This is a genomic window from Xenorhabdus aichiensis (assembly GCF_028598775.1).
Lineage (GTDB): Bacteria > Pseudomonadota > Gammaproteobacteria > Enterobacterales > Enterobacteriaceae > Xenorhabdus > Xenorhabdus bovienii.
Window position 1 is genome coordinate 125,027 of sequence record NZ_JAQRFO010000001.1, and the last position, 25,881, is coordinate 150,907.

The 25,881-nt window shown below is 41.6% G+C and carries 23 protein-coding genes and 4 pseudogenes; 11 read left to right on the forward strand and 16 right to left on the reverse strand.

Annotated features, from left to right (window positions below):
• Nucleotides 1–127 precede the first annotated feature (127 nt).
• The gene (locus tag PSI22_RS00625; RefSeq protein WP_273577838.1) at nt 128–2,194 is read right to left on the reverse strand and encodes a TonB-dependent copper receptor; all 2,067 of its coding nucleotides are present in this window, start codon (nt 2,192–2,194) and stop codon (nt 128–130) included.
• 118 nt (nt 2,195–2,312) lie between these two features.
• Nucleotides 2,313–2,744, reverse strand: coding sequence for a DUF2946 domain-containing protein (locus tag PSI22_RS00630; protein WP_273577839.1), 432 nt, complete (start codon nt 2,742–2,744; stop codon nt 2,313–2,315).
• A gap of 253 nt (nt 2,745–2,997) precedes the next feature.
• Between PSI22_RS00630 and aptA the strand changes: the two genes are divergently transcribed.
• The 3 genes from aptA to PSI22_RS00645 all read left to right on the forward strand — a co-directional run bounded on the left by aptA (nt 2,998) and on the right by PSI22_RS00645 (nt 5,360).
• Nucleotides 2,998–4,329: an omega-aminotransferase AptA gene (gene aptA / locus PSI22_RS00635; protein WP_273577840.1), complete on the forward strand. Its 1,332-nt coding sequence runs from the start codon at nt 2,998–3,000 to the stop codon at nt 4,327–4,329.
• 173 nt (nt 4,330–4,502) lie between these two features.
• Nucleotides 4,503–4,922, forward strand: a complete 420-nt coding sequence (locus PSI22_RS00640) for an ASCH domain-containing protein (RefSeq protein WP_273577841.1) — start codon at nt 4,503–4,505, stop codon at nt 4,920–4,922.
• A 3-nt stretch (nt 4,923–4,925) separates the two neighbouring features.
• On the forward strand, nt 4,926–5,360 hold the full coding sequence (locus PSI22_RS00645) for a GNAT family N-acetyltransferase (RefSeq protein WP_273577842.1): 435 nt from the start codon (nt 4,926–4,928) through the stop codon (nt 5,358–5,360).
• Nucleotides 5,361–5,387: 27 nt separating this feature from the next.
• Here PSI22_RS00645 and PSI22_RS00650 read toward each other — a convergent pair.
• Nucleotides 5,388–5,801 (reverse strand): annotated as a pseudogene (locus PSI22_RS00650) (dihydrodipicolinate synthase family protein); the annotation flags it as partial.
• A gap of 366 nt (nt 5,802–6,167) precedes the next feature.
• Here PSI22_RS00650 and PSI22_RS00655 point away from each other — a divergent pair.
• Together PSI22_RS00655 and PSI22_RS00660 are read left to right on the forward strand one after the other, a co-directional pair.
• Nucleotides 6,168–7,502, forward strand: a complete 1,335-nt coding sequence (locus PSI22_RS00655; RefSeq protein ID WP_273577843.1) for an aminotransferase-like domain-containing protein — start codon at nt 6,168–6,170, stop codon at nt 7,500–7,502.
• A 238-nt stretch (nt 7,503–7,740) separates the two neighbouring features.
• The gene (locus tag PSI22_RS00660; protein ID WP_273577844.1) at nt 7,741–8,919 is read left to right on the forward strand and encodes an MFS transporter; all 1,179 of its coding nucleotides are present in this window, start codon (nt 7,741–7,743) and stop codon (nt 8,917–8,919) included.
• 10 nt (nt 8,920–8,929) lie between these two features.
• On the opposite strand, the gene PSI22_RS00665 is transcribed toward PSI22_RS00660, so the two are convergent.
• Complete coding sequence (locus PSI22_RS00665; RefSeq protein ID WP_273577845.1) at nt 8,930–9,844, reverse strand: LysR family transcriptional regulator; 915 nt, start codon at nt 9,842–9,844, stop codon at nt 8,930–8,932.
• A 125-nt stretch (nt 9,845–9,969) separates the two neighbouring features.
• Between PSI22_RS00665 and PSI22_RS00670 the strand changes: the two genes are divergently transcribed.
• Nucleotides 9,970–10,764: a DUF4184 family protein gene (locus tag PSI22_RS00670; RefSeq protein WP_273577846.1), complete on the forward strand. Its 795-nt coding sequence runs from the start codon at nt 9,970–9,972 to the stop codon at nt 10,762–10,764.
• A 91-nt stretch (nt 10,765–10,855) separates the two neighbouring features.
• On the opposite strand, the gene PSI22_RS00675 is transcribed toward PSI22_RS00670, so the two are convergent.
• Nucleotides 10,856–12,094, reverse strand: coding sequence for a VWA domain-containing protein (locus PSI22_RS00675; protein ID WP_273577847.1), 1,239 nt, complete (start codon nt 12,092–12,094; stop codon nt 10,856–10,858).
• A 456-nt stretch (nt 12,095–12,550) separates the two neighbouring features.
• Entirely contained in the window at nt 12,551–12,928 is a 378-nt protein-coding gene (locus tag PSI22_RS00680; RefSeq protein ID WP_273577848.1) for an ASCH domain-containing protein, read from the reverse strand.
• 218 nt (nt 12,929–13,146) lie between these two features.
• Here PSI22_RS00680 and PSI22_RS00685 point away from each other — a divergent pair, with 218 nt between their 5' ends.
• A complete protein-coding gene (locus PSI22_RS00685; RefSeq protein ID WP_273577849.1) occupies nt 13,147–13,473 on the forward strand; it encodes a cupin domain-containing protein in 327 nt (108 codons plus the stop codon).
• A 199-nt stretch (nt 13,474–13,672) separates the two neighbouring features.
• On the opposite strand, the pseudogene PSI22_RS00690 reads toward PSI22_RS00685, so the two are convergent.
• The 6 genes and pseudogenes from PSI22_RS00690 to PSI22_RS00715 all read right to left on the reverse strand — a co-directional run.
• Nucleotides 13,673–14,347: pseudogene (locus tag PSI22_RS00690) on the reverse strand (SMP-30/gluconolactonase/LRE family protein); the annotation flags it as partial.
• Nucleotides 14,348–14,436: 89 nt separating this feature from the next.
• Nucleotides 14,437–15,630 (reverse strand): 3-hydroxybenzoate 6-monooxygenase, encoded by a 1,194-nt coding sequence (locus PSI22_RS00695; RefSeq protein WP_273577850.1) that lies wholly within the window; start codon nt 15,628–15,630, stop codon nt 14,437–14,439.
• 50 nt (nt 15,631–15,680) lie between these two features.
• On the reverse strand, nt 15,681–16,325 hold the full coding sequence (maiA, locus tag PSI22_RS00700; RefSeq protein ID WP_273577851.1) for a maleylacetoacetate isomerase: 645 nt from the start codon (nt 16,323–16,325) through the stop codon (nt 15,681–15,683).
• A 20-nt stretch (nt 16,326–16,345) separates the two neighbouring features.
• On the reverse strand, nt 16,346–17,047 hold the full coding sequence (locus PSI22_RS00705; RefSeq protein ID WP_273577852.1) for a fumarylacetoacetate hydrolase family protein: 702 nt from the start codon (nt 17,045–17,047) through the stop codon (nt 16,346–16,348).
• Nucleotides 17,048–17,118: 71 nt separating this feature from the next.
• Nucleotides 17,119–18,156 carry a gentisate 1,2-dioxygenase gene (gene gtdA, locus PSI22_RS00710; protein ID WP_273577853.1) on the reverse strand — a complete coding sequence of 346 codons (1,038 nt, stop codon included), beginning with the start codon at nt 18,154–18,156 and terminating at the stop codon, nt 17,119–17,121.
• A 37-nt stretch (nt 18,157–18,193) separates the two neighbouring features.
• Complete coding sequence (locus PSI22_RS00715; protein ID WP_273577854.1) at nt 18,194–19,528, reverse strand: MFS transporter; 1,335 nt, start codon at nt 19,526–19,528, stop codon at nt 18,194–18,196.
• 133 nt (nt 19,529–19,661) lie between these two features.
• On the opposite strand from PSI22_RS00715, the pseudogene PSI22_RS00720 reads away from it, so the two are divergent.
• A pseudogene (locus PSI22_RS00720) lies at nt 19,662–20,583 on the forward strand (LysR family transcriptional regulator).
• Between the two features lie 29 nt (nt 20,584–20,612).
• On the opposite strand, the pseudogene PSI22_RS00725 reads toward PSI22_RS00720, so the two are convergent.
• Nucleotides 20,613–21,029, reverse strand: a pseudogene (locus tag PSI22_RS00725) (phosphotransferase); the annotation flags it as partial.
• A gap of 189 nt (nt 21,030–21,218) precedes the next feature.
• On the opposite strand from PSI22_RS00725, the gene ydfG reads away from it, so the two are divergent.
• The 3 genes from ydfG (at nt 21,219) to PSI22_RS00740 (ending at nt 22,774) form a co-directional block, all read left to right on the forward strand.
• Nucleotides 21,219–21,968 carry a bifunctional NADP-dependent 3-hydroxy acid dehydrogenase/3-hydroxypropionate dehydrogenase YdfG gene (gene ydfG, locus PSI22_RS00730; protein WP_273577855.1) on the forward strand — a complete coding sequence of 250 codons (750 nt, stop codon included), beginning with the start codon at nt 21,219–21,221 and terminating at the stop codon, nt 21,966–21,968.
• 123 nt (nt 21,969–22,091) lie between these two features.
• Nucleotides 22,092–22,454 (forward strand): DUF1283 family protein, encoded by a 363-nt coding sequence (locus PSI22_RS00735; protein ID WP_273577856.1) that lies wholly within the window; start codon nt 22,092–22,094, stop codon nt 22,452–22,454.
• A 35-nt stretch (nt 22,455–22,489) separates the two neighbouring features.
• Nucleotides 22,490–22,774, forward strand: coding sequence for a DUF1161 domain-containing protein (locus tag PSI22_RS00740; RefSeq protein WP_273577857.1), 285 nt, complete (start codon nt 22,490–22,492; stop codon nt 22,772–22,774).
• A 52-nt stretch (nt 22,775–22,826) separates the two neighbouring features.
• Here the strand turns inward: PSI22_RS00740 and bioD are convergent, their stop codons facing one another.
• The 3 genes from bioD to PSI22_RS00755 all read right to left on the reverse strand — a co-directional run bounded on the left by bioD (nt 22,827) and on the right by PSI22_RS00755 (nt 25,878).
• Nucleotides 22,827–23,495 carry a dethiobiotin synthase gene (gene bioD, locus PSI22_RS00745; protein WP_273577858.1) on the reverse strand — a complete coding sequence of 223 codons (669 nt, stop codon included), beginning with the start codon at nt 23,493–23,495 and terminating at the stop codon, nt 22,827–22,829.
• A 119-nt stretch (nt 23,496–23,614) separates the two neighbouring features.
• Entirely contained in the window at nt 23,615–24,835 is a 1,221-nt protein-coding gene (gene mlc, locus PSI22_RS00750) for a sugar metabolism global transcriptional regulator Mlc (protein WP_273577859.1), read from the reverse strand.
• 131 nt (nt 24,836–24,966) lie between these two features.
• Nucleotides 24,967–25,878 (reverse strand): LysR family transcriptional regulator, encoded by a 912-nt coding sequence (locus PSI22_RS00755; RefSeq protein ID WP_273578006.1) that lies wholly within the window; start codon nt 25,876–25,878, stop codon nt 24,967–24,969.
• Between the last annotated feature and the right edge of the window lie 3 nt (nt 25,879–25,881).

Here is a 25,881-nt window from a genome sequence, read left to right on the forward strand (position 1 = left end):
AAAGAGAGGAAAAAGTATCTTATTTTAAAGATATAAAAATAGATTCAATAAAACATATCTTTAATGAAAGACACTTAATAAAGACGGAAAATTCGCCCTGACACATTAGTCAGGGCGAAAAGTAGGTTTAGAATTTAACGTTCACTCTAGCCCAATAAGTACGGCCCGGCTCGTTTACTGGCGTATTGCCTGAATAACCAAAACTGTTACTTCCGGCTAAGTTAAGGTGCTCGCTGTAAGTTCTGTCAAAAATGTTGTCAATACCGGCGCTAACCTGAACATTTTTAGTCACTTTATAGGCGGTGTTTGCAGACAGGATAGCAAATCCAGCACTGCGATCAAAATCCTTACCGACAACGTTACCTTCATTGATTGACACTCGGTTTTGACTGCTAACGACACGAAGCAAACCACCACTTGTCCAGTCGCCATATTCCCAAGTCAGTCCAAATCGCGCTTCTAATGGTGGAGTTTGTGGCAATGGACGATGATCGGAAGTATTCTTCGCCCAAGAATAAGCCAGACTTGCATCAGTTTTCCAATGGTCACTCAACTGATAGCTGGCGCCCATTTCTCCACCCATAATAGTGGCATCGACATTATTCGCCTGACTTTTTGTTCTGTCAGTTGGGGAATAGCGGAACAGGATAAAGTCATTAACCTTACCTACGTAAGCAGATACCCAACCACTAAAATATTGACCGTTATATTGCGCCCCGATATCCAACTGAGTGGTTTTCTCGGTTTTCAAATCTCTGAAGGCTTTACTCTCTGGTTTGGACGAGATCAGTTCCCAATAATCAAACAGTTCCCAGTAATCAGGAAAACGTTCGGTATAACCCACGCCAGCATAAAACATCAACGGTACTTCCGTCAGATTATGTTCGAGCCGAATGAAGCCAGAAGGTAGAGTCGCTGTCCGTTCTGCTGCCTTAATGTAATTATCTACGAGTACTCTATCCAGACGAGCACCACCGATAACTTTACTCTGTTCAGTGGCGTCCCAAGTTAACTCACTGAAAATACCATAATTACGGTAACGAGCATCTTTCACCCAAACAGTGTCATATTTGTTTCGATGGGTATTGGACTGAGTATCTACACCGCTCTGTAACTTGAAATCTTCCCAAATCCAAGTCCCCATCATACGGCCGCCCATAGTACGGCGATCCAGTTCCATGGCACCCATCCCATGTCCACCATGTTTTCCGCCACCATGACCGCCATGTCCTCCCATACTCATTGGGATAGGAGTACGCAGAGAATAGTTGTCCATAATATGGTTGGTGTAATTGTAATAAAAATTGGTTTCAAATTTGTCGAACACGTCACTGATGTTGGACTTTTCAAAACGCACACCAAAACTTTCTCGTTTGAACTTGGAGCCATCCATACTACGTCCAGCGTAACGTGCTTTACCATCACCCTGGCCAGCCGTTAATTCCAGCAAAGTATCATTATCCGGCGTCCAGCCGATTGCGATGTCGGTATTCCATTTATCCCAGCGAGAAGGTACGCGATTACCATCACCATCTTTATAATCGTTAGAGCGTGATTTATTGCCGCTCAAACGCACATAGCCGAGTTCATTACCAAAACTAAGGTCAGCATTACCATCCCAACGCCCATTGGAAGCCACTACCGTACTGATATTACCTTGAGCACTCAGTTTGTCGAACTGAGGACGGGTACGTTCAAAGCGAACCGTTCCTGCTGAGTTTCCTGCACCCCAAAGTACAGTTTGAGGCCCTTTAACCAGACTCAGAACATCATAACTTTCAGGTGAAATGTAGGAGCTTGGGGCATCCATACGTGACGGACAAGAACCCAATATTTCACCATCATCAATCAACATACGCAGGCGTGAGCCAAACATGCCACGAAATACTGGGTCACCATTAGTACCACCGTTACGAATTTGGGAAAAGCCGGGAATAGTTTTCAAGTAATCCGAGCCATCGCTAGCGGGTACAGGCTGACGAGGTGTTTTGGGTGAGGTAACTATAGTGAGTGGTGAAATCGCCGGAGCGGTCACAATTATCACAGATTCTCTATCATTAACTGTCTGTGTGTCTTTTATCTCTTTGTCGTTGTTATTTTCACCTGTTGCAGCCAAGCTACTGGCAGGCATAAAGAGAATGACAGCTAAAGCGGCTGTCAGAGGTGATACACGAAATAATTGTGTAGTAGACATAAAAAATATCCCTTAATTAAAAACAAATTCTGTTTTTAAATTTGCTTGAAAAAATATTGACTTGCCTTACAAACAGCGTATAGCAAGAAAAATAAATGAATTATTTCAATTAAATAGATTAATTAAGGGGTGGGGCGCGCGGTTGCGATTCGCCATAAAATAGCTGAATGGCAGAACCCAAAAAAATCCGGACTGGTGGGGTGCGGGAGATAGTCAGTGACAGCCAGATAAAAGGAACAAACACCCACGTCAACAATGGCAGGTTAATCAGAAGCTGACAATAACCACAGGCAATATCATCCATCAACCCCGTATGGATATGGGAAGCGCCATGATGCATGTCATGACCATGTGCCGGTGATGTGTAATGATGATTATTGCTATTTTGCATGCCAGACATTGGCATGTTGTGGTGGGCTTCGCTTTTTATGCTGTCACGCCGATGCTCCAGGGTTTTTGATACCACTGGTCCAACGAACAACATCAAAATCGCCAGTGAGGCGATCAAGGCAGGTATTCGGCGTTGTGATAGACGAAAAAGCGATAACAAGCTAATGATCCAGATCAATTCCCACGATTTGGCGCCAATCTTACTGCATTTCTTCTGGTTTTGTTAAAACATTTTTATAGGTTAGTGGTGTTGTGTGAACTGGATACGCATTGGTTGGTGGTTAACGGTCTTATTCAGTAACATTTGGCTTTACGTAAGTAAACTCATAACTAATGATTCGATAATTGAGATTTAACTTGAATGTTGTTCTATTGCAAACTCTTTGTTACAACTTAATATGAGGAGTGTAAAAATGTCAGATCTCAATTCTTTTCAATCACTGAACCTGAATGCGCATTGGATGCCGCTCAGTGCCAATCGTCATTTTCAACAAGATCCACGTTTAATTGTCTCCGCAGATGGAAACTGGCTGGTCGATAATCAGGGTCGTCGAATTTACGACAGTTTGTCGGGATTATGGACTTGTGGAGCGGGTCATTCACGAACCGAAATCCGTCAGGCTGTTTCTGAACAACTGGGAACATTGGATTATTCCCCTGGTTTCCAATATGGCCACCCTTGGTCATTCAAATTGGCAGACAAGATTGCCAATCTTATGCCTGGTGATTTAAACCATGTGTTTTTTACTGGTTCTGGTTCGGAAACTGCTGATACCGCAGTAAAAATGGCACGTGCTTACTGGCGCATTAAAGGAAAATCTACCAAAACTAAATTTATCGGACGTGCACGTGGCTATCATGGCGTCAATATCGCCGGTACAAGTCTCGGTGGTATTGGTGGTAATCGTAAGATGTTTGGTCAGTTTATGGATGTGGATCACTTGTCACATACCTTGCAACCCGGCATGGCCTTTACTAAAGGAATGCCAACTGCTGGTGGCCCTGAACTTGCTGATGAACTTCTGAAACTGATTGAGTTACATGATGCAAGTAATATTGCCGCTGTTATTGTGGAACCCGTTTGTGGCTCGGCCGGCGCCATTGTTCCACCACAAGGCTACTTACAACGTTTGCGGGAAATCTGTACCCAGCACGATATTTTATTGATCTTTGACGAAGTGATTACAGGTTTTGGGCGTTTGGGACGTTGGACAGGGGCTGATTATTTCGGTGTCACACCCGATATTCTCAATTTTGCCAAACAAATTACCAACGGTGCTATTCCTCTGGGCGGGGTGGTGGCATCCAGCGAGATCTATAATGCATTTATGGCACAGCCGCTGCCTGAGCATATGATTGAATTTAGCCACGGTTACACCTATTCAGCCCATCCCGTTGCCTGTGCTGCTGGCTTGGCAACACTCGAATTGTTGGAAAAAGAAAATCTGATCGAACAATCTGCTGAATTAGCTCAGTATTTCGAACAAGCATTACATGGGCTTAACCACTGTCCGAATGTCGTTGACATTCGTAACTGCGGGCTGGTGGGCGCAATTCAAATTGCACCACGCGATGGAGACGAAGCTGTCCGTCCTTTCGAGGCGGGTATTGCATTATGGAAAGCTGGATTTTATGTGCGGTTTAGTGGCGATACTCTGCAATTTGGCCCGATGTTCAATGCTAAAACAGACGATCTTGATCGCGTTTTCAATGCGGTTGGCGATATTCTGTACCAGATTGAATAAATGAAATAAGCGTCATGAATTCCTTGACTGAGCGGTGTTTTTTACCGCTCATATTTTTCTCTACTTAGAATAAGGGGGAAGATCATAGATTTGGTTAGAAGTGATGGTTAACAGCAGTATTGTCATGTTAATAAATTGGGTTATTCACGAACCCATAATGCTCAATAGATAATATGAAAATTCATGAACTCATGGAAATAATTGAAAATAAATATCCTGCTGCTGAAAGTTGGGTATTTGGTGACTCAATTGAAATGTATGACAAACTTTCAGCATTAGTTGCCGAAGGCACTAAAACAGCAACAAGTTGTTCATATCATGCTTATAAACAGGTTGATGAAGAGATCGAAATTGGCAATGAGTATATTGTCTTAAATGGTAAAAACCTTCCGGTTTGTGTTGTTAGAGTAACTGCTGTTCATTTAACCCAATTTTCAGCAATGACAACCGAACTGGCTTGGAAGGAAGGCGAGGGTGATAGAAGTTTACATCGTTGGCGGATGGAGCATAAGTGTTTTTTTGAGCGAGAAGGAACGTTTTCTCCAGATATGGAAATTGTTGTTATCGAGTTTGAGGTAATTGAGGTGCTATAACTGATGGAAATAACCGTGTTTTGCCCTGAACATATTGAGGCACTGAGAATTCTTTACTTGGAATCGAGAAAAGCCACTTTTACTTGGCTGAACACGGATAACTATCAACTTACCGATTTCGATAAAGATACTGAAGGTGAGATGATTTATATCGCTGTAGAAAACGGTATGGTTCTAGGTTTTGTCTCTGTTTGGGCACCGAATCATTTTATCCATCATCTTTATGTTTCTACCGAATCTCATCGGTGTGGCATAGGCACTCAACTACTGGATTTCGTCAAATCCAAATACCCACACCAATTAAGTCTAAAATGTTTGGTTAAAAACCATAAAGCGGTTAATTTCTACGAATTCAACGGTTTTATCAAAAAAGCTAAACACGCAGATGAGCTAGCAGGGGATTACTATCTCATGGTTTTTTCTGATCAAAAGAGTTAGAAAGAAGAGTCAAAACATCCACAGCTAGATGGAGCAAACGTTTGGAAGATGAGCGATTCGACCATGCAATTCGTCGCTGAATTCGAAATGTGTCATATTTGGGTTGTCATATACACACAGCGGTACGGAAAGGTTGCGGGTTACGGTTTCATATAGACCAAATACTTCATCAGCAGATAGCCTTTGGTACGATATCGGAGCTAACAGCACTGCGCTCGCTCCTGCTGTCTGTGCACCTTCGGCTAAGTCCAATACATCCCGTGTACGCAAAGCGCCGATTCCAATAATCACCGGAGTGTTCCCGGCATGTTGCACCGCCAGCTGTGTGACTCGCAAACGTTCAGCAAGTGTGAAATAAGCATAGTTACCAGTCGAACCGAGGGCTCCAATAGAGTCGACATTAAATGCAGTAAGAAGCGGGAATCCAACAACGACGCCCATAGCGACGATCGCCAAAGAAACAAGTTGCCCACGCATAGGGCGTTTCTCTTTAAAGGCTAATAGCATAACGAATGCTAATAAACCAGCAATAGAAGCACGGGCTACAGTCAGAAAAACGGGCTCAAAATCCATGACGGCTACTTTTGTTGCCGGTAATGAACCGCTGAAGATTAATACACCAATAAAACCGTTAAACCACCCACTCGCTGTATTATTTTTAATTTTTGGCTGCACAGTTATTACTCCTAAATTGGTGTATTTACTTTATTAGGGAAATCGAATTGTCCAATTATTGATCTATTGCTAATAGGCATAATATGGCTCAAAATCATGACAATCAAATTATTGTCATGGATACATTTTCATATGACTCGCTTACGATACAAAACCTTGGTTGATAAATTCGCTGCTGATATACGTGCTGGCCACCTCTCTCCAGGTACACGGCTGCCAACTCACCGACAATTAGCATCGGATGCTGGTATGTCATTAGTGACGGCTACCCGGGTTTATGCTGAACTTGAAGCGATGGGGTTAGTGAGTGGAGAAGCTGGGCGCGGAACATTTGTACGTGAAATTTCTCTGCCTCCAAATCTAGGTATAGAACAGTATGCCGCAGCCGATATGGTCGACCTTAACTTCAATTACCCATCATTTTCGTCTCAAACAGAACTGCTGAGAAGTGCTCTTCGTCAGTTAGCAACCTCCGGTGAACTGGAAGCTTTATTACGCTACCAGCCACATGGGGGACGTCAGCATGAACGTGTCATAGTGGCACAACATCTCAAGGAGAGAGGATTAAATGTAAATGCAGACAACGTACTGATCGTCAGTGGTGCTCAACATGGTTTAGCCACAACCGTCATGGCTTTGCTAAAACCTGGAGATGTAGTCGCAGTAGATGCCTTAACCTATCCGGGGTTTAAAATTCTAGCGGAAACATATCACCTTGAGCTGGTGGCAATTCCTGCGGCTGGCGAAGGCCCTGATCTGGCGGTTCTTGAGAAACGGTGCAAACAGCGTCGTATCCGTGCTTTGTATACGATGCCAACATTACATAACCCATTAGGCTGGGTGATGAGTGAACATCAGCGAAAGAACCTGATTGAACTTGCTCGCAAATATGGGCTATTCATCATTGAGGATGCAGCCTATGCTTTCCTCGCAAAAAATTCACCCCCACCACTGGCGATGATGGCGCCTGAAATAACAATCTATGTTTCAGGTTTTTCCAAAAGTATAGCCACCGGACTACGTGTTGGGTTTATTGCGGCTCCGGTAGAAAAGATCCCAGCACTTGAACGGGCAATCAGAGCGACAACCTGGAATACACCGACTGTAATGACTGCCATCACCTGTGAATGGATTGCGGACGGTACAATCTCCCGATTGGAGGAGGAAAAGCGACAAGATGCACAAACGCGTCAGTTAATAGCAAAGGAAGTATTCGCAGGAATGCGATATGTGAGTCATCCATCATCTTACTTTCTCTGGCTTCCTTTGACAGAGGAGGCTAGGGCAGACCAAGTTGCGATGGCGCTTATGCGGGAACAAATTTCGGTATCAACCTCCGAATCATTTGCAACGTCTGTGCACGTACCTCATGCGATTCGTCTGGCTCTCGGGTCGATAGAACTGACACTTCTGCGGACAGCGCTGGAAAAAGTGAGATACATTGTTGAAATGTACTCGTGTTTGTAGACTGACAGCAATTCAAATGAAAGTTAGCCCGAACATCGGAACGATAACTGGGCTAACTGACAACTTTTTTTCTACAAACAGTAGACAAAAGTAGGCTTCTCTTTTGAAATCAATTTTGTCATCATCTGCGAACTCTCTTACTGCATAAGACATTATTTTTAATTCTTTATTAGTACGGATCTTATTGTAGATAATATTTCATTAATCACGACAGTTTTTCTATCGTGCGGATACGATCATGACAAATAAATCATTTTTCTTATTAATGACTTTAACGATTGCCGTTTTTGGAGTTATTACAACGGAAGTTTCTGTTATAGGGTTACTTCCACAATTAGAGATTCAGTTAAATATAACCCCCACTCAAGTCGGTTATTTAGTGAGTGTATATGCGATTATCGTTGCTATTGCCGGGCCTGTTATTACTTTATTCTTATTAAAATACAATAGAAAGTATATTTTATTATGCATTCTATTTATCTTCATTGCATCTAATATTATTTATGCCACGGCAAATATATTTAATATAATGCTGGTTTTTCGGATCTTACCTGCATTAACTCATGCCCTATTTTTTGCAATAGCGCTGGTTATAGCAGCAAATTCAGTACCTAAAGAGAAGAGTGCTGATGCAGTAGCGACTGTGTTTTCCGGGGTTGCACTTGGGATGGTACTAGGAATGCCTTTAAGTTCTTTTATTGCTGAATATGTTTCACTCAGTGCGGCCTTTTATTTTGGTTCTTTGACATGTTTAATTGCATTTATAGGTGTTGTTTATTTTATTCCGTCATTACCTGTTAGCCAAAAAATCAATATATTGGAACAAGTAATTGTATTGAAAAAACCAAATTTATGGTTAAGCATTGCAACTGTTACTTTGATTTTTTCAGCTATGTTTTCTAGTTTTAGCTATATTTCTGATTATCTTACAAAAATAACCCATCTCAGTAATAATATGATTGCCATTTTTCTTATTTTATTTGGTGCTAGTGGTTATATGGGTAATTTTATCTTTAGCCGTCTATTACAAAAAAACACAGTTAGAACCACTTATGCTTATACATTTTTATTTATTTTGGTCTATTGCTTAGTGTGGCTATTGGGTTTTTCACCTTTTGTAATGGTGCTATTAATTATATTTTTGGGTATATTTCATTCATCGGGGTTAATCGTCAGTCAAACATGGTTAATGCATGAAGCAAGTGAAGCGCCTGAGTTTGCCAACAGCCTATATATCGCTTTTTCTAATTTAGGAATAACCCTAGGCGCAATGGCTGGTGGATTTGTTATATCACACTACGGAGTACATTCGATTGTACTGATGGGAATTCTGTTTTTAATACTTTCTTTCTTTAGTATTTACATAAAAAATCGCGCTACGGTAGCCAATCAAACCTCAGATAAAACGATTATTTAACAATTCATTGTTACTCATCCAATAAACCGTTTTCTGCTGCTGCAACAAGGATATCGACAACATAACGTATCTTCGGCAGCAGTTGACGACTTTTGGGCCAAAGGGCGCTAATTGGTACTTCAAACCCCGAATATTCAGGTAAAACTGTTTTTAATTCGCCACTTTTCAGGTATCGATTCACCATCCATAATGGCAATTGTGCCAATCCGCAACCCGCTAACACCGCAGCAAGCATTGCATCACCATCCGCCAATTCGTAAGTAGGTGGAGGCGTGATAATTTTGTTGTTACCATTCGTTGTTCTTAAACACCAATGGAAGGGCTGATGACGCCGAAATCCGACAATACAATGATGTTGATTTAGTTCATCAGAACTTGTAGGTATTCCTCGACGTTGTAAATAGCCTGGAGCAGCGCAAATTACTAATTTTTGAGTCGTGAGGCGTCTAGCAACCAAACCACTACTATCTGCTAACTCACCAATACGGATCACTAAATCGATACCGTCCTCAATCACATCAACAAACCGCTCACTAAAAGAGACTGATAACGTGAGTTCAGGATATTCCTTAGTGATATTTAACAAGATAGGAAGAATGCGTTGGCGTCCAAAAGCAGCAGGGAGATCAATACGTAATCGACCTATTGGTGAAGTGATATGAGAAGCTATCCCCGCTTCGGCTTGTTCTAAAATCGCTATCGCATTTTGGCAACTTTGCAGAAAAGCATCACCTTCAGGGGTTAAACTCAAGCTTCTTGTCGAACGCTGAAAAAGCTTAAGCCCCAACCGTTCTTCAAGGCGATTTACACTTTTTCCAACTGCAGATTTCGTCAGCCCGAGTCGTTCAGCCGCAGCAGTAAAACTGCCTAATTGTGCTGTCGCCACAAAGGCAACAATTCCACTAAAATGATCGCTTTTACGCATATTTCAGTAAATCCAGTCATCAGCTCAGGTTTGAGCTCGTACATTTAATGAGGAGGAAACTATCCTTATTCATCTGTGGTATATTCCCTATCGCAGACTTTAACATTTTTTTAGGATTTTTCGTAATGCCATGGACATTTTCACATCCAGCAGCCGTTTTTCCTTTGAAGAATCTTTCGGGGGGGAGGTTGTTGAATTTGCCTGCTCTAATTACTGGTAGTTTATCCCCTGATTTTTTTTACTCTATTGGGTTATATGATGTTGCAACGACTGCGCATCACTTACTCGGATGGTTTTATACCGCGTTTCCTTTATGTCTATTGATATTTTTGATTGTACGTCTATTGTCATATCCTTTATCCGTCCTTTTCCCAATATCCTTTGCTCGTTATGAAAAACCAGACTATAAGGACAGAGTTGTTTTTGTGTTGTCGTTATTTATAGGAGCTGTAACCCATATTGGCTGGGATGCATTCACACACGATAACGGTTTTTTTGTCGAGCTAATTCCTCTACTACAGTCCCGCGTTTTTCATTCCATTACCAACGGGCAGGGGATAAGTATATATAAAATTCTACAGCATCTCAGTTCATTGTCAGGATTATTGTACCTCACCATGAAGTACTGGCAATATCAGAAAAAATTGGATCCTATTATTCAAAAAACGAACAAAAGAAAACTTTACCATCTGATTGTTATTGGGTTTATTTCAGGTTTTTTGACATGTCCTGTAGCATTGTTTTTATCCTGGGAGGTCTCAGGGATAAATATAAGCAGGTTTATTTTTAAGGAACTTACTCTATCGGTACCAGTTTTTTGTATTATCTTGGTATTTATTGCATTACGGATAAGGTATTACTCTTCAAAGACTAAACCTATTCAATTAAAATCTATTGGCATTCAGATAGACAACACATAGTAATTGATTATGTACAGTCTCAATATTACCGAACTACAGATGATCAGTAAAATGGTCATCTGTAGTGGATATGAAATACCACTAGTAAATACTATAGGATTCGTTCGGTAGTTGCTGTGTCGTACCAATCTTTAAAATCTTTCAATAACAGGTCGTATAGTTTATCTTCTTTCACGGTTGCAAAATTGTCGATAGCGAAAAAATGGGTGTTATCCAGACGACGATCGGTAAAGTTATCGAGATCTTCCAATACGCCGTAATTCGAACCTCCCAAGCCAACAAATTTCCAAAAAATAGGATAATTTGCTGAACGTCGAATGGCATCCTTAATCTGACGAGTTTTACTGATGCCACCGTCGGTGATAAACACGACATAGACAGGTAGGTTACTGTCTTTAAAGAAATCGATAACCTCTTCCATGACTGGTGGTTCATTATTTGTACCGCCGAGACCTGGGAATATTTCCCACATAGAACGTTTTATGGCGCTCTGTATTGCATGAATATAGCCATCAAGATTATCAAGGGCTACATCCTGATATTTTTTGTGTTTTGAGGCAAAGCCCCAGACATCCATTGAGCCGTCATCGTCAAATTGCACGGCCAGTACCGCAATACGATCCAGAACAGCCTGCACATGTCCTTTCTTGAATTGAGCGTTCATCGATCCTGATGCATCAAGAACAAATGCGACCCGAGCCTTTATCGATTGCAGTTTGTGTTTATTCAGGCTGACAATTGCATTCTTGGCAAGGCTTACGAGGCGGGGCGCTTTATCCTGTAGCTTTTTCTCAAGACTGATGGTTGGTGGTGGATTTGAAGGTGCAGGTTGCTCCACATCCACACCAAAATTTACAGCCAGAGGTTCCAGCCCACCATTGAAGCCTTGTCCGAGTGCGCGGAGTTTCCAGTTGCCTGAATGCCGATAAATCTCAGCAACAATCATTGCTTTTTCAGTTCTGTTCTCCGTTGAGATAGTGAAAGTAGCAACATCTTGGGCTTCAAATTTCAGTTGTTGAAGGTTGGCAACTGAATCCGGGCCATCTATCACCAGCGTGATAGCAATTTTGCTCACATCGGCATCTATTTTTTTCAGATCCACAGTGATAATGCTGTTTTGATGAAACGTTTCCAAAACCAGGCTGTTATCTGTGGCGGCGGGATTGTTGAAAAAGTAGAAATCACTATCTCCCTTGACTTTCCCACTGGAGTTTAACAAAAAAATTGAAGCATCCACTTCACTGCAAAAAGAAGAAGTTGCTGGGTAAGATAGTATTAGTCGAAGAGAAGTCGTAGATAAAACGATATTCTGTCCTGCTTGAAGTTCCATACATGATGTCCTTGTAAGTACTTAGTGATCCTTACCATGTTAATGATTTTTGTTTCGTTTATGAAATTTACTTATCGATGATATTAAAAATCGCCCTGTACCATCGCAACAATAAACGAACGTATCAGGGGAATACTCATCTATTACATCATTTTAGCTAGGAAATTGATTGGCTGTATATCCGGCTCCTGCAAGGGTAAACATAGCAAGGGCATGAAAAAAATAACCAACCAACATAACGTACTGCAACAAGAAGATAGGGAACAGAGTAAGTGTATGATTGTTCGTGATCTGCGGAGGCTTATGAACTGAGTGGTCGATAAACCTAATTTAACATAATATAGATTGTGCGAATCGATGTTGTAGCGCCACTAACCATTAATTTTTTTAAATTCAATAAATTGCTCACTTTCTATGGCTTTTGATCACAATAAATTTTCTTTTCATCGTGTCGCTCTACTCATTTCTTTTTGCTTCGATTGTCAAACTTGGTTCCCAATCCACCTCATAAATTTTTCGCTTTGCAATCAGTTCAATTGGAGTCTCAATACATCTTACATCTGTCAGTTCCCATGCTAACCAACCTGATTCAAAATAAGATGCACATGCAGCCTCAATATCTTGTTCTTCAAATGGCCGAATGTTTCTGATTTTAACGATCGCAACGGATGTTCCTATTTCTTCGTCTCCGTCTTTTAACAGATAATGCTGATTTTCGATGATCAACAAATCTTCATTATCTGAGAGATCTGGATACCATTTTCTGATTTCTAATGTTTTCTTGCCAGATGCAATGTTTTGTCCTGCTGGTGCAACTATTGAAATCGCTTTCATAAATTTAATTTTCCATACTCGGATTAAACAAGTCACTTCTTTACATCGGGCTTGTATTGTACAGATTATACGCTAACCTATCTTGAAAAAGTGACACTTCTATTTTGGAGGACTAGGTGACATTTTAATAGTTGTAATGTCCGCTCTGGGCTAAGTTAAGATGTCCGTCACGTAGACTTACTCTAGTAGTATTTACTTATAAAAGGATTATCTTATCTATGTTTAAATACCAAAAAGCTATATCTACTGAAGAGGAATCTTTTCAAGTTCTTTTTCAAAAACAAAATATAAAAAGTTTTGTGATGGCTGTTATATATACAAAAAAAGATGATCGAATACCTACTGAAGGTTATGCAAGCCACAAAGAAGACGAATATCAGTATGTTGCAGATGGTAATATAGATTTTTATTTTAAAAATGGAGAGAAAGTCTGTGCTAGTGAAGGTGACAGTATTGTTATTCCAGCAGAAGAACCTCATTATACTATAACTTTATCTGACGAATGCCGTCTTATTGGCGTTTTGATAGGTACAGATGAGAAGTAATATTTTTTATTATTAGGGCTTATTGAATATCATAGCCCAAAAATAGTGAGTGTTAAAATTTAACCCCCAACAAAATTTAAAACAACTTGCTATGATACAATGCCATCTGATGAGCTTTGGTAGAATCTAAAGCTCATTTTCCTTGATAATTAGGAATCTATAGTCACTCTTTTTTTGTATTTCTAACCGACCTACGTCACTACTGAAACGAGGCTCGATATAATGATGTTGTTGCCGTAATATACAACTGGTCACCATTAATGCCGCCAAAAGTACAATTGAATGTTCGTTCAGGCACTGCAATTTTATGTATTTTCTTGCCAAATTTGTTAAAAATTAAAATTCCATCTAAACAACTGCAATAGATATTGCCAAATTTATCAACACAAAATCCGTCTGGAAATCCAGGAGATACAGTAACAAAATGTTTGCCTGCTCCTAATGTTTTACCTTGTACTGGATAGATGCGAAGCTCATGTCTTCCATGCGAAGGGAAATCAGCAATAGACATGTCTGCAACGTATAACCATTTTTCATCTGGAGAAAATGCCAGCCCATTTGGGCGCTGAACATCACTGGTTGCGATGGAGATTTTGTTATCATTTGGATCGTAGCAATATACATAGCATCCAATAACCTGGCTTTCTGATTTATACCCTTCCTCATCACTAATAATTCCATAAGGGGGATCGGTAAACCAAATCGTTCCATCAGAACGCACAACGACATCATTGGGGGAATTGAATCTTTTGCCATCTATTTTATCAACCAGCATGATGACGCTGCCATCTTTTTCTGTCCGAGAAATCCCCCGCCTACCATGCTCGCAACTAACCACCCTTTCTTCATTGTCCAGCGCATTCCCATTAACATATTTTATTCGTTGCTGCTAAATAGTCCATCTCGGGTTCTAACGACCCCCCCAAAAAAAAGTAACGATTCTGAAGAAAAAGCTATTGACCTTTACCTCGGTTGCAAACAATTCTCTTCTTTCCAGCCATATAACCATTCCAAAGCTTTGTAATAATCTTGCTGGGTCTTATCTTTCCACAGTAAATTGCGAACTTCGCGTTCAACCCCTTTTGCATGATAAAGACGTCCCATTTCCCGAGTAGACCACACAATACGAGCAGTACGCGGAATGCGTACTGCTTGGTACAGCTTAAACGCCTCAATCGCATTACCATTACACGCTTTCACCGCTTCCCCTAATGTTACGGCATCTTCTAACGCCATACATGCTCCCTGAGCCATATATTGTGCGACTGGATGTGCAGCATCACCTAATAAGGTGACTCGCCCCGTTCCCCATGACTCGACAGGTTCACGATCGGCTGTCGCCCAGCGACGCCATGATGTTGGCTTATCTAACATTTGCCGAGGCCGTGGATGAATAGTGTCAAAGTAGGACATCACTTCCTCTTTACTACCATCAGTTACCCCCCACTCCTCTTGCTGCCGGCTATGGAAAGTGACTACCAAATTATATTCTGACCCCCCACGTAGTGGGTAATGTACTAAATGGCAATGCGGGCCTCCCCATAAAACGGGGGCATTAATTCGTAAATCTTCCGGCATATCTTCTCGTTCAATAACCGCACGATACACAACATGACCTGTAACCCTTGGTTTATCATTCAATGTAGAGTCACGAATAATCGATTTCCCTCCATCACAACCAATCAATACATCTGCTTTATAGCTATTACCTTTCTCATCAATAACTTCTACATCATTTTGAGTGATATTCACTTCCACCACTTTTGTTGCGGTTCGATAACTCACTAATGAATTCTTTAAAGCGGCTTGCCAAACCGTGTCATGGATATCAGCTCGATGAATAACCGCATATGGACCGCCAAAATAGTCACGAAACACTTGCCCTGTATCAACTCGTACCACTTCCTTAGCATCCATCGCATCCATCATGGCAATGTAATCCGTAAATACCGCTCGCTCACGCGCAATTTCGCCAATCCCCAAACTATCTAAAGCAGAAAAGGCATTAGGACCAAGTTGGATTCCCGCACCGATTTCACCTATCTCGTTGGCTTGTTCCAATAATAAAACCTTAATGCCGACTTTTGCCAGTGATAATGCAGCAGCGGCACCACCGATACCGCCCCCCACAATGATCGCACTCTGAGTTTTACTCATCATCCGCTCCATTTTTATAATGATTTATTTATCGTAAACAGCCTTATCTATTAAGGTGCTATAAACCCTGGCTGATTCTCTGGTGCTGCCACAATAAATTCAGGTAAGGCACTACAGTGCTGATAAACCTTCTGGCAACGTGGATAGTAAGACAATTCACACTCCATCCGTAACGCGTTAGCCCATTGAGGGATCAAAAAACAATCCGCCAATGTCACTTGATCACCAACACAATAATTTCCAGAATTATTCTTCTCTAACAAATGCTCCACTGCGCCTAGCCCTACTTTGATCCAGTGGGCATACCAATTTTTTTTCTGGCTATCGCTAATCTGCAACTCATCCGTTAAATAGCGTAAAACTCGCATATTATTCACAGGGTGAATATCGCAAGCGATAATAGAGGCAATCTCTAATACTTGAGTACGTATTTGTGCACCTTGTGGTAAGAGTTGGGGCACAGGGAAACACCGCTCTAAATAATCAATAATAGCCAATGACTGACCAATTGAGTTGCCTTCATCATCAATTAGCGTTGGTACGACGCCAACGGGATTAAGCTGCAAATATTTCGTATCATACTGTTCACCAAGGCGAATATTAACTGGCTCTGTTTGGTACTCAATGCCTTTTAACGCTAAAGCGATACGTACCCGATAAGAGGCTGAACTATTGAAAAAACTAAATAGTTTCATTCTTTCATCTCCTTATGAATCTAAATGATCGCCACAGTTAAATCTGTTAATCCTTCTACGCCACAGATAATTGTATCCCCTTTCACGACTGCACCGACGCCTTCAGGTGTTCCTGTATAAATAAGATCGCCCGGCTGTAGTTCAAAGAAGGTCGATAGATAACTAATTGTCTCTGCAACAGACCAAATCAGAAAATCAATACTGCTACTCTGATATTCTGTACCGTTGACATGTAACCATATCGCCGCCTTATTCATATCTGGACAGCTCACCGATGGATGAATCGGTGAAATAGGCGCAGAAAGATCAAATGCTTTACCGATTTCCCACGGACGCCCCATTTTACGCATCTCGATCTGGCGATCTCTGCGTGTCATATCGAGCCCCGTTGCATAACCATAAACATGGTTCAAAGCTTCTTCGACAGGGATATTTTTGCCGCCTTTCCCAATCGCCGCGACCAACTCAATTTCATAGTGGTAATTCTCGGTTTGCTCAGGATACGCTAATTCTAAAATCTCACCCGCCTTCACAGGCACAACCGCATCTGCTGGTTTACAGAAGAAAAAAGGCGGTTCACGCTCAGGATCAAATCCCATTTCACGAGCGTGGGCCGCGTAATTACGCCCTACACAATAAACACGGTGAACAGGAAAAAATTCATCTGTCCCAACAACAGGAACGGCAACTTGAGGTGCTGGTGAAAAAACAAACTTACTCATAACAAATTTCCTTAATCAAATATCAACGAGTTCCTAATATGAAAGCGTCTACCAGAGTGGCGCAGCTATCTTTAACCACGAGCTTCCCGAAATAGACCTAATACCTCTTGTACTGGGCGATCCGAAAAGCTGAATAACACGGTATCCGACTGAGTTTCAAAACTGACGGGAAGCCAAGATGGCACTACAAAAATATCTTTTGGACCAAACATAAAGTCCTCTCCCTCGATAGTGACCTGACCTTGCCCCTCAACGACATGGTAAATAGTACTGTCTGTGGAACGACTGTTTTCCCCTTTAAACCCTTTTGGTAATAACTGCAAAAATGTTGCCATGGTTGGCATTGTGTGCCCACCATTTGCTGGGTTGACATAACGCAGTTTGAACCCTTCATATTTATCTGGGTCACTATTGCGGCTTAGCTGTTCTAACGCTTCTCGGCTGCGATCATATCGATAATTAAAAATCGGTGAAGAATTACCTGATTGATAACGTACAGGCAGCATATTGGCAGCATAGCGTGGCAAGTAGTCGTCATTTGGACGCAACACGGGTTGCTGTTCTTCTGGGTAATCCCCCGCAAATCCACATCCCAGATAGTTCACTAAAGGCAAATCCAAGCCATCAAGCCAGATAACAGGCTCTGTTCCTGGGTTGCCATGGTCATGCCATTGCCACTGCGGAGTTAGAATAAAGTCACCCGCCTCCATCATCGTCCGCTCACCATTAACGGCTGTAAACGCCCCACTTCCTTCAACGATAAAACGTAAAGCCGATTGAGAATGCCGATGGCTCGGTGCAACTTCTCCAGGCATGATTAATTGCAATCCGGCATATAATGATGACGTAATAGATGACTTACCAATTAACGCTGGGTTTTCTAATACCAGTACGCGGCGAATCGCTTCGCGAGCCCCAATTAACTCCCCGCTTTCCATCAAAAAAGGGCGAATATCCTGATAACGCCATAGCGCAGCAGAAATAGAGGAATGGGGTACATCTGGCACTAATCTATGTAACTCTTCCCAAAGAGGCGAAAGGTTTAATTTCGCAATGTCTTGATAGAAACTCTTTCTGCGATCTAATTGGCTTGTGTTAATTTTTTGCATGTTTGACGCCTTTATATGATTTATTTTTCTTGTATGGTCATGTGCGAGACGACAATACGTGCCGTTCATGTTGTGTACGTAACATAACCATTGCTAAAGCAGCAACGACAGCAGGTAAAGCGATAACAATAAACATCGTGCTAAAAGAGATATTCCAAGACAGCATCAAACCACCACTGAGGGATCCAACAATCGCACCACAACGGCCAACGGCATTTGCCCAGCTCACTCCTGTTGCACGACATTGAGTAGGATAGAGTGCGGCGGACAATGCATTGAGGCCTACCTGAGAGCCACTAATTCCCACACCTGTACCCAAAACAACCAGTGCCATCGTCCATAAAGAGCCTTCTGAGAAGCTGATTAATACAATGAATACTGCCCCTAGGGCATAACTTACCGCTAATGTCCAATAAGGATTTAAGCGATCCATCACAACCCCTATCAAAATAGCGCCTGCCGTTCCACCCACCTGAAAGGCTGTCGTCACCCAAGATGCATGCTGTAAATCGATCCCACTATTGTTCAGTAATGTCGGTAACCAACTTGAAAGTGAGTAAATAATCATCAAACTCATAAAGAACACACACCATAACAACAGTGTTGTAGGTAAGATTTCACGGCTAAATAATGCTGAGACAGAGCTTTTTTCTGCAGGTTTTTCGTCCAAGTAAAAAGTGACATCGTCATAATTTTTACCCGTGATTTTATTCAAGACATCAGGAATTTTTTCAGGTTGATACTGTTTTAATACCCGATAACGAGGTGATTCAGGCAAGATTTTCCATAGCAAGACACTCAATGCTAATGGCATGACGCCACCGAGGATCAAAATCCCTTCCCAGCCAATGGAAGGTACCCATTGAGCACTTATAATCCCTCCTAGGGCTGAACCTAACGTAAAACCACAAAACATAAGCGTTACCAAACCAGCTCGCCGCCTTGCAGGCATGAATTCCGATGTTAATGTGATTGCATTCGGCATTGCTCCACCAAGACCTAGCCCCGTCAAAAAGCGTAATATCGTTAGTGTTGTCATATCTGTAGCAAATGCCGACAACAAACACATTAGGCCAAAAAGTGCCACACTGAATTGCATAATATTTTTACGGCCAAAACGGTCCGCCATTGGCCCAAATATCAAAGCACCTAATGTCAGCCCAAAAAGACCTGAGGCAAACAAAGGTGCTAGATGCGCTGCATCCAACTGCCATTGTTGGCGAATAGCGGGAGCAATAAACCCGATTGACGCAGTATCAAAACCGTCAAACGTTACGATTAGAAAACAACAAATCAACACTTGCCATTGGTAGCGGGATACAGGGGCTGCATCAATCACCTCCTGAACAGTCATACTGCGCTTTAGTGCCATTTCATAACCTCATGATTATCGGTATTTTTATCATTTTTTTAATACTTGTTGCTATTTTGTTAAGAGAGTATTACTACTAGGTGTGAAAATATAATGGTATTTCAGCCTCATCCATAACCTAGGAGTTATACCTATGAGTAACTGGACACAAAAATTAAAAATTCAGCATCTAAGGCTGCTAATCTGTATTGGCGAGCAAGGGAATTTAAGTAAAGTTGCAGAGATTATGGGGATTACTCAGCCCGCACTATCAAAATGGTTAGGGGGATTAGAGGAAGATATTGGGATCACACTCTTTGAACGGCACAGTAAAGGATTGCGTCCATCGGAAGGTGGCCGTCCAGCGTATACTTAATGATTTAGAACGGTCTCAAGAAGATATTGAACAATTTAAAATGGGTATCAAAGGTAGTCTGATTATTGGCAGTTCACCTGTCGCCACGGACTGTGTTTCTCTTGCCCTCCTTTCACTTGTTAATGATTACCCAAGTATTCATGTCAAAGTCGTTGAAAATGTCATGACTTCACTATTGCAAAGCCTAATTTCCGGCAAAATTGATGTTGTGGTTGGCCGAGTCGGTGGAAAAGCATTGCAATTACCCCTCAATTACCAAACATTATATACAGAGCCGGTCTGTTTTGTGGGTCGTTGTAACCACCCATTAGCCAATCGAGAGAGTATTAATTGGCAAGATCTCTTAGAATACAACTGGATTGTCTGGCCAACAGGTACTCCCATTCGTACTAGCATTGATAATGCCATCGTCGATCAAGGTGTAATGTTACCCAACAATTATCTAGAATCGTCATCAATGAATGTAACTATTAATATGGTCCAAGCAAGCGATATTGTCTCGATTTTATCGTGGCGTTTAGCACATCGTTATGTAGAAAAAGGTCAACTAGCAATATTGCCTTTGCCCCGTATCGAGCAAAAAGGCAGCGTTGGGGTATTTTGGCGTAAAGATACTACCCCATCTGATGCATTGCAGTGCTTCTTATCGCATTTAACGAAGACATCGGCAGAGTCAGAGGCAGCAATGAGACTGTATTAGATAGATTATCTGAAGGTCTGACGGTTTAATTAGAACAGTTCATCTAACAGTTCGTAATATTCCCGTTTAGTAGGATTATCAGGTTGTTTTAGTGAAGTAATAAAATCAGTTGCCACTGCGTCCGAAACTTCTTCACGTAAGTCACGGTGGATGAAAGCAATATCCATCCAGCGGTCAGCGAGTCCTCCACGACCAAAATCAATGAAATATAGCTCGTCGTGACTATCGACAAATATATTACTATCACCAAGATCACCATGAGTGAATACGAGTTCTTCAGTAGGTTTGGTCGCATGTAAGTGCGCTAACACATCTTCCGGCAAGATTAGTCTTGGCCATCGTTTTAGATCATAATCATCTGCGGTCAAATTGTTTACTAACAGATACTTTAGCTCCTGTAAACGAAAGGAAATACTTGCATCAAAAGGACACCCGCTAATGGGAACCGTCTGTACTGTTGCGGAGTTTCAGGATTTTTGTCATTGTCAATCTGATACTTATATTAATGAGTGAAAAGTAATATTTAAAGAACAGAATGTTAATTCTGGATAAGAATTTCACTCTTGACTAATGATGAAGAACTTTTTCTACTGATATGAAGTTAATGATAATTACTGGTAACTAAGAGGACGATTATGATTGTTTTTGTGACAGGGGCAACTTCCGGCTTTGGTGAAGCCATAGCACGGAAATTCATTAAACACGGTTCCGTAGTGATTGCGACGGGGCGCAGGAAGGAGCGGTTGGACAGGTTAAAAACCGAATTAGGCGAAAACTTCCACCCCATTCAACTTGATGTGAGAGATCGCAATGCAATAGAGAAAGTGGTGCAAGAATTGCCTGATACACTTCGAGATGTTGATGTATTAGTTAATAATGCTGGATTAGCATTGGGACTAGAGCCTGCTCATCAAGCAAATCCAGATGATTGGGAAATAATGATTGATACCAATACGAAAGGGTTAGTGAATATGACACACGCCCTATTACCTAATATGGTACAAATCAATCGTGGGCACGTTATCAATATTGGTTCTACGGCAGCGAACTGGCCATATGCCGGCGGCAATGTATACGGTGCGACTAAAGCATTTGTTAAACAGTTCAGCTTAGGATTACGGGCTGATTTACAAGGCAAAAATATTAGAGTGACAGATATTGAACCAGGTCTTGTTGGCGGAACAGAGTTTTCTCAAGTACGCTTTAAAGGCAATGATGAAAAAGTCAGCAAAACTTACGACGGTGCTGAAGCTCTCACTCCCGATGATATCGCAGAAGCCGTGTTTTGGGTTGCGACCCTGCCTTCTCGCGTTAATATCAATACATTGGAAATGATGCCAGTTTGCCAGTCATTTGCAGGATTAAGTGTACATAGAAATCCGTAATTGCTTTTTGATGAACTGTTAACTTTATAAGTGTTATTTTTACCTCAAATAAAAGTCGTGCTCAAAAACACGCTATTATTCTGGGGTAACTTCAATTGATATTTTTGTGAAAGAGGTTTAAATATGAATATCCATAATTCTTTGATAGCTAAGACTGTTTCTGCGATTGCTCTGTTGTTGCCATTATTGTGGCAAACTCCAGCATTTTCTGCGCCTTGTACATCGAGTAGTACTTGCGTAACCATCAATGGTGGCGGTGAGAATTCAATGAGCAAAGAAATGGCTCGTCAACAAAAAGAAGAATGGAATGAACAGGAAAACCTTCGCAAGAAAATTAACAAACGTGAAGAAAAACAGTTTGATAAGTATGAGGTGGACGTTGATAATCGAGATGCCTGTTTGAAAAGCACCAACGTAAATGCTTATTGGGAACCAAATACAAAACGCTGTCTGGATCTCAATACAGGTCTTCCGATCAAACCCTGATAGACCAAACACCGACATCAATAAATAAGGAGATGATGGTGAAAAAAATCCTACTGACTGGTGCCTTGTTTTTTGCGCTTGCTCCCTTTGCAGTACAAGCCTCACAAAAGACAACCTGTGAAAGCCTGAAAGAAACAATTTCGCAAAAAATCATTGATAGCCATGTTTCTAAAGAGGATTTTAGGCTTGAAGCTGTCCCTAATGATCAAGTTGTAGAAGGCACTGGAAAAGTTGTCGGTAGCTGTGATTATGGAAAACAGAAAATTGTCTATATCCGTCTTTCTCACACTACTAGCGATGCAAAAGAAACTCAAAAATAAGAACTTATTAAAATTAGACTGGGGAGCACATCTAGCTCCCCTTTTCTAATGATTAGCTATCAAATTTGGATATTGCTGCAACATCCAAATAGCAAGATAGATCTCGTTCTTCAGGCCTTAAAAGATAAGGAATTTCACCAAGTTGTGGTGCTGGTATATGATACCGTAACCTATCCAACGTTTTGGTATAGTGCGCCAACCCAGGGTTAATACGGTTAGCTACCCAACCAATCAGTGGTACACCATCATTGATAATGGATTGAGCGGTCAGGATGGCATGATTGACACATCCCGCCTGAATTCCTACCACTAAAATAACGGGCAGCTTTTCTTGCACCACCCAGTCTGAGTAAAATAAGTCATTTTGTAGCAATACACGCCAGCCACCATTACCTTCGATAATCACTCGATCGGCTTTTTGGCTTAAATTTTTCAGGCTCTTTGTCATTTGAATAAAATTAATCTGGTTTCCTTCCTCATAATTACTTTCCCAAAGAATAGGATTAATTTCTTCATAAGTGACTTGAACCGGTGAAGATTTATGTATAACTAAGGCATCATGATTACGTATTCCCTCCGGTGTTTCTCGTTTCTCTGTCGCGATAGGCTTATATCCCACTGCGGTTGTTCCTTCACGATTAAAGACTTGCAGTAATGCGCGGGTAACAACTGTTTTACCGATGTTGGTATCCGTGCCTGTAACAAATAAGCGCGTTAACATAAATTCATTTTTCCATAGTGACAGATAGACCGGTTACTCTTTATAGCGAGCAGGCTTAAAGTGTAAGAGATATGTTTGAGATAGGGATTGCGTTAGCGCAATGTTTTGCCTAATGTGCTCTATCCTTGCATGAGTTCGATCAGCAACTCACCACTATATAGGGATTGTTTAATCAATGATGCCGCTGGCAGTGTCCCGGTATTGTCAAATCGGGTGGCAACAATATTAACCTGTTGGCTATAGCCAGGGAGAGAAAGTTGGGCTATCTGCTGTTGAATAGCAGGATATAGAATGCTCTGTGCGCCATTCAGTGGGGAACCGATCAAGATTTTCTCTGGGTTGAATATATTAACCATAATTGCCATGATACGCCCAATTCGTTCTCCGACATCATGGATGATGTTTGTTGCCAGAAGATCGCCTTGATTTGCAGCCTGGCAAAGTGAATCAAGTGTCAATGGTGATGTTGAATAAAGTAGAGAGTCAGGATGGCCTTCTGCTAGGTGACGAGCTTTCACCAAGATGTTTTTTATTCCGACAACGGTTTCCAGACAACCTGTATTACCACAATAACAACGTTCACCATCAGGATCGACTTGAGTATGCCCTATTTCCACGACGCTATGGTTTCCGGCATGAAGCATCTGTCCCGCTGTCATAACCCCTGCTCCTACATTATCGTCAATGACAATCTGGATAATGTTCTGACAGTTTTCCCCCGCGCCATATAAAGATTCCGCCATTGTCCATGCTGTTATGCCGTGTTGCAGAAACGTTGGTAACCCAGTACGCTGATGCAAGAATGTGCCAAGTGGAATATCTTGAATATCATAATATGGCGAACTGTGAATAATCCCATTGTTGGGATCGATAATCGCATTGGTGGTAATACTAATGGCCGTCAGGCGTTCAAGACAAGATCGATGCCGAAAGAAGAAATCATCAATTTCATTGACGATACAATCCAGAAAAGATTGATTCAGGGAAAATGAGAACGGCAGCTCTTCTTCGACCCTTAAGTTATTACTTAAATCACGAAGACCAAAGACAATACTTCCTTTGTTAATGCGTATGCACAGGAATTGCCACCCTTTACTATCGATTTTCAACCCTACAGCGGGACGCCCTCGAAAACTCAGATCGGGAAATTCTGCTTCTTTCACCAGATGGGCATCAATCAGTTCCCGTGTGATCTTTGTAATACTTGCGGGAGCCAGTTGGGATTTTTTGGAAAGTGCGATACGTGAGATTGGCCCATATTGATCAATTAACCGATAAACCAGACCGATATTGGTCTGTTTAATCTGGTCAACGTGACTTGGCTGAATATCGACACTCACTTCGCCTCCCGTTATTTAATTTGTGCCTCTAAATAATGAGTAACGATTATGTCCTTGTTTAAATTAGAAGATATCCGTTTACAGTGGAAATGTGATCGTTCACACGAACTTATCGTGATTATTACGTGTAATTAACAACTTTCATCAACAATATTTGAAATTAAGAGATTGGTTAATCGGTCTACTGCCGCGCTATTCTGTCGATTCTTGTGATTGACCAACCAGACTTCGGAGCAGGCAGGAGCATTTGCTAAATGGAGATATTGAACACCATCGATTTTCATCCGGGTAAATGATTCCGTTATTATACTGATCCCTAACCCCGCAGCGACTAATCCAAGTATTGTCATCGCTTCCCCCGCTTCCTGTGAAATCATAGGGGTGACTCCTGCATTAGCCAGCAGAGAGATAATTTCATCATACAAGGCTGTTCCTACATCACGCTCAAAAAATACGAGTGGATAGCCAGATAACATTTCCAAGCTGATACCTTCGTTAGCATAATTCAGCAGGGGATGCCCATCATATACCGCTAGCATAAAGCGTTCGCGGAAAAGTAATCGATGCTCTAAGTTATCAGGCAATAACGTATTACGCATGACCCCGATATCAATTCTACCTGTCTGCAAAGGTGCTATTTGCTGCTTGGTGTTCATTTGATGCATATGAATGGCCACGTCAGGATAACGTTCACGGAATTGACGTAAACTGAGAGTGACCTTACGCATGAAAGGTGTGGTGGATGTAAAACCAATGGATATCTCTCCCAGTTCACCCTGCTGCATTCTAGCGGCTTTAGTTGCTGCAGCATCCACTTGGCCAAGTATCTGGTATGCCTCCTTAAGAAACATATTTCCGGCGGGAGTAAGACTGACATTGCGGTTATTACGCGCCAGTAACTGTGCCTTGATGCTTGTTTCAAGAGCCTGAATTTGTTGGCTTAATGGCGGTTGTGAGATGTTCAATCGTTCCGCTGCACGCCCGAAATGCAATTCTTCTGCAACAGCAATAAAGTAACGTAAGTGCCTTAACTCGATGTTTATACC

Coding starts and splice junctions, on each gene's coding strand:
- PSI22_RS00625 (WP_273577838.1), bottom strand. CDS start 2,194: ATGTCTACTACACAATTATTTCGTGTATCACCTCTGACAGCCGCTTTA.
- aptA (WP_273577840.1), top strand. CDS start 2,998: ATGTCAGATCTCAATTCTTTTCAATCACTGAACCTGAATGCGCATTGG.
- PSI22_RS00640 (WP_273577841.1), top strand. CDS start 4,503: ATGAAAATTCATGAACTCATGGAAATAATTGAAAATAAATATCCTGCT.
- PSI22_RS00645 (WP_273577842.1), top strand. CDS start 4,926: ATGGAAATAACCGTGTTTTGCCCTGAACATATTGAGGCACTGAGAATT.
- PSI22_RS00655 (WP_273577843.1), top strand. CDS start 6,168: ATGACTCGCTTACGATACAAAACCTTGGTTGATAAATTCGCTGCTGAT.
- PSI22_RS00660 (WP_273577844.1), top strand. CDS start 7,741: ATGACAAATAAATCATTTTTCTTATTAATGACTTTAACGATTGCCGTT.
- PSI22_RS00665 (WP_273577845.1), bottom strand. CDS start 9,844: ATGCGTAAAAGCGATCATTTTAGTGGAATTGTTGCCTTTGTGGCGACA.
- PSI22_RS00670 (WP_273577846.1), top strand. CDS start 9,970: ATGCCATGGACATTTTCACATCCAGCAGCCGTTTTTCCTTTGAAGAAT.
- PSI22_RS00675 (WP_273577847.1), bottom strand. CDS start 12,094: ATGGAACTTCAAGCAGGACAGAATATCGTTTTATCTACGACTTCTCTT.
- PSI22_RS00680 (WP_273577848.1), bottom strand. CDS start 12,928: ATGAAAGCGATTTCAATAGTTGCACCAGCAGGACAAAACATTGCATCT.
- PSI22_RS00685 (WP_273577849.1), top strand. CDS start 13,147: ATGTTTAAATACCAAAAAGCTATATCTACTGAAGAGGAATCTTTTCAA.
- PSI22_RS00695 (WP_273577850.1), bottom strand. CDS start 15,630: ATGAGTAAAACTCAGAGTGCGATCATTGTGGGGGGCGGTATCGGTGGT.
- maiA (WP_273577851.1), bottom strand. CDS start 16,325: ATGAAACTATTTAGTTTTTTCAATAGTTCAGCCTCTTATCGGGTACGT.
- PSI22_RS00705 (WP_273577852.1), bottom strand. CDS start 17,047: ATGAGTAAGTTTGTTTTTTCACCAGCACCTCAAGTTGCCGTTCCTGTT.
- gtdA (WP_273577853.1), bottom strand. CDS start 18,156: ATGCAAAAAATTAACACAAGCCAATTAGATCGCAGAAAGAGTTTCTAT.
- PSI22_RS00715 (WP_273577854.1), bottom strand. CDS start 19,528: ATGGCACTAAAGCGCAGTATGACTGTTCAGGAGGTGATTGATGCAGCC.
- ydfG (WP_273577855.1), top strand. CDS start 21,219: ATGATTGTTTTTGTGACAGGGGCAACTTCCGGCTTTGGTGAAGCCATA.
- PSI22_RS00735 (WP_273577856.1), top strand. CDS start 22,092: ATGAATATCCATAATTCTTTGATAGCTAAGACTGTTTCTGCGATTGCT.
- PSI22_RS00740 (WP_273577857.1), top strand. CDS start 22,490: ATGGTGAAAAAAATCCTACTGACTGGTGCCTTGTTTTTTGCGCTTGCT.
- bioD (WP_273577858.1), bottom strand. CDS start 23,495: ATGTTAACGCGCTTATTTGTTACAGGCACGGATACCAACATCGGTAAA.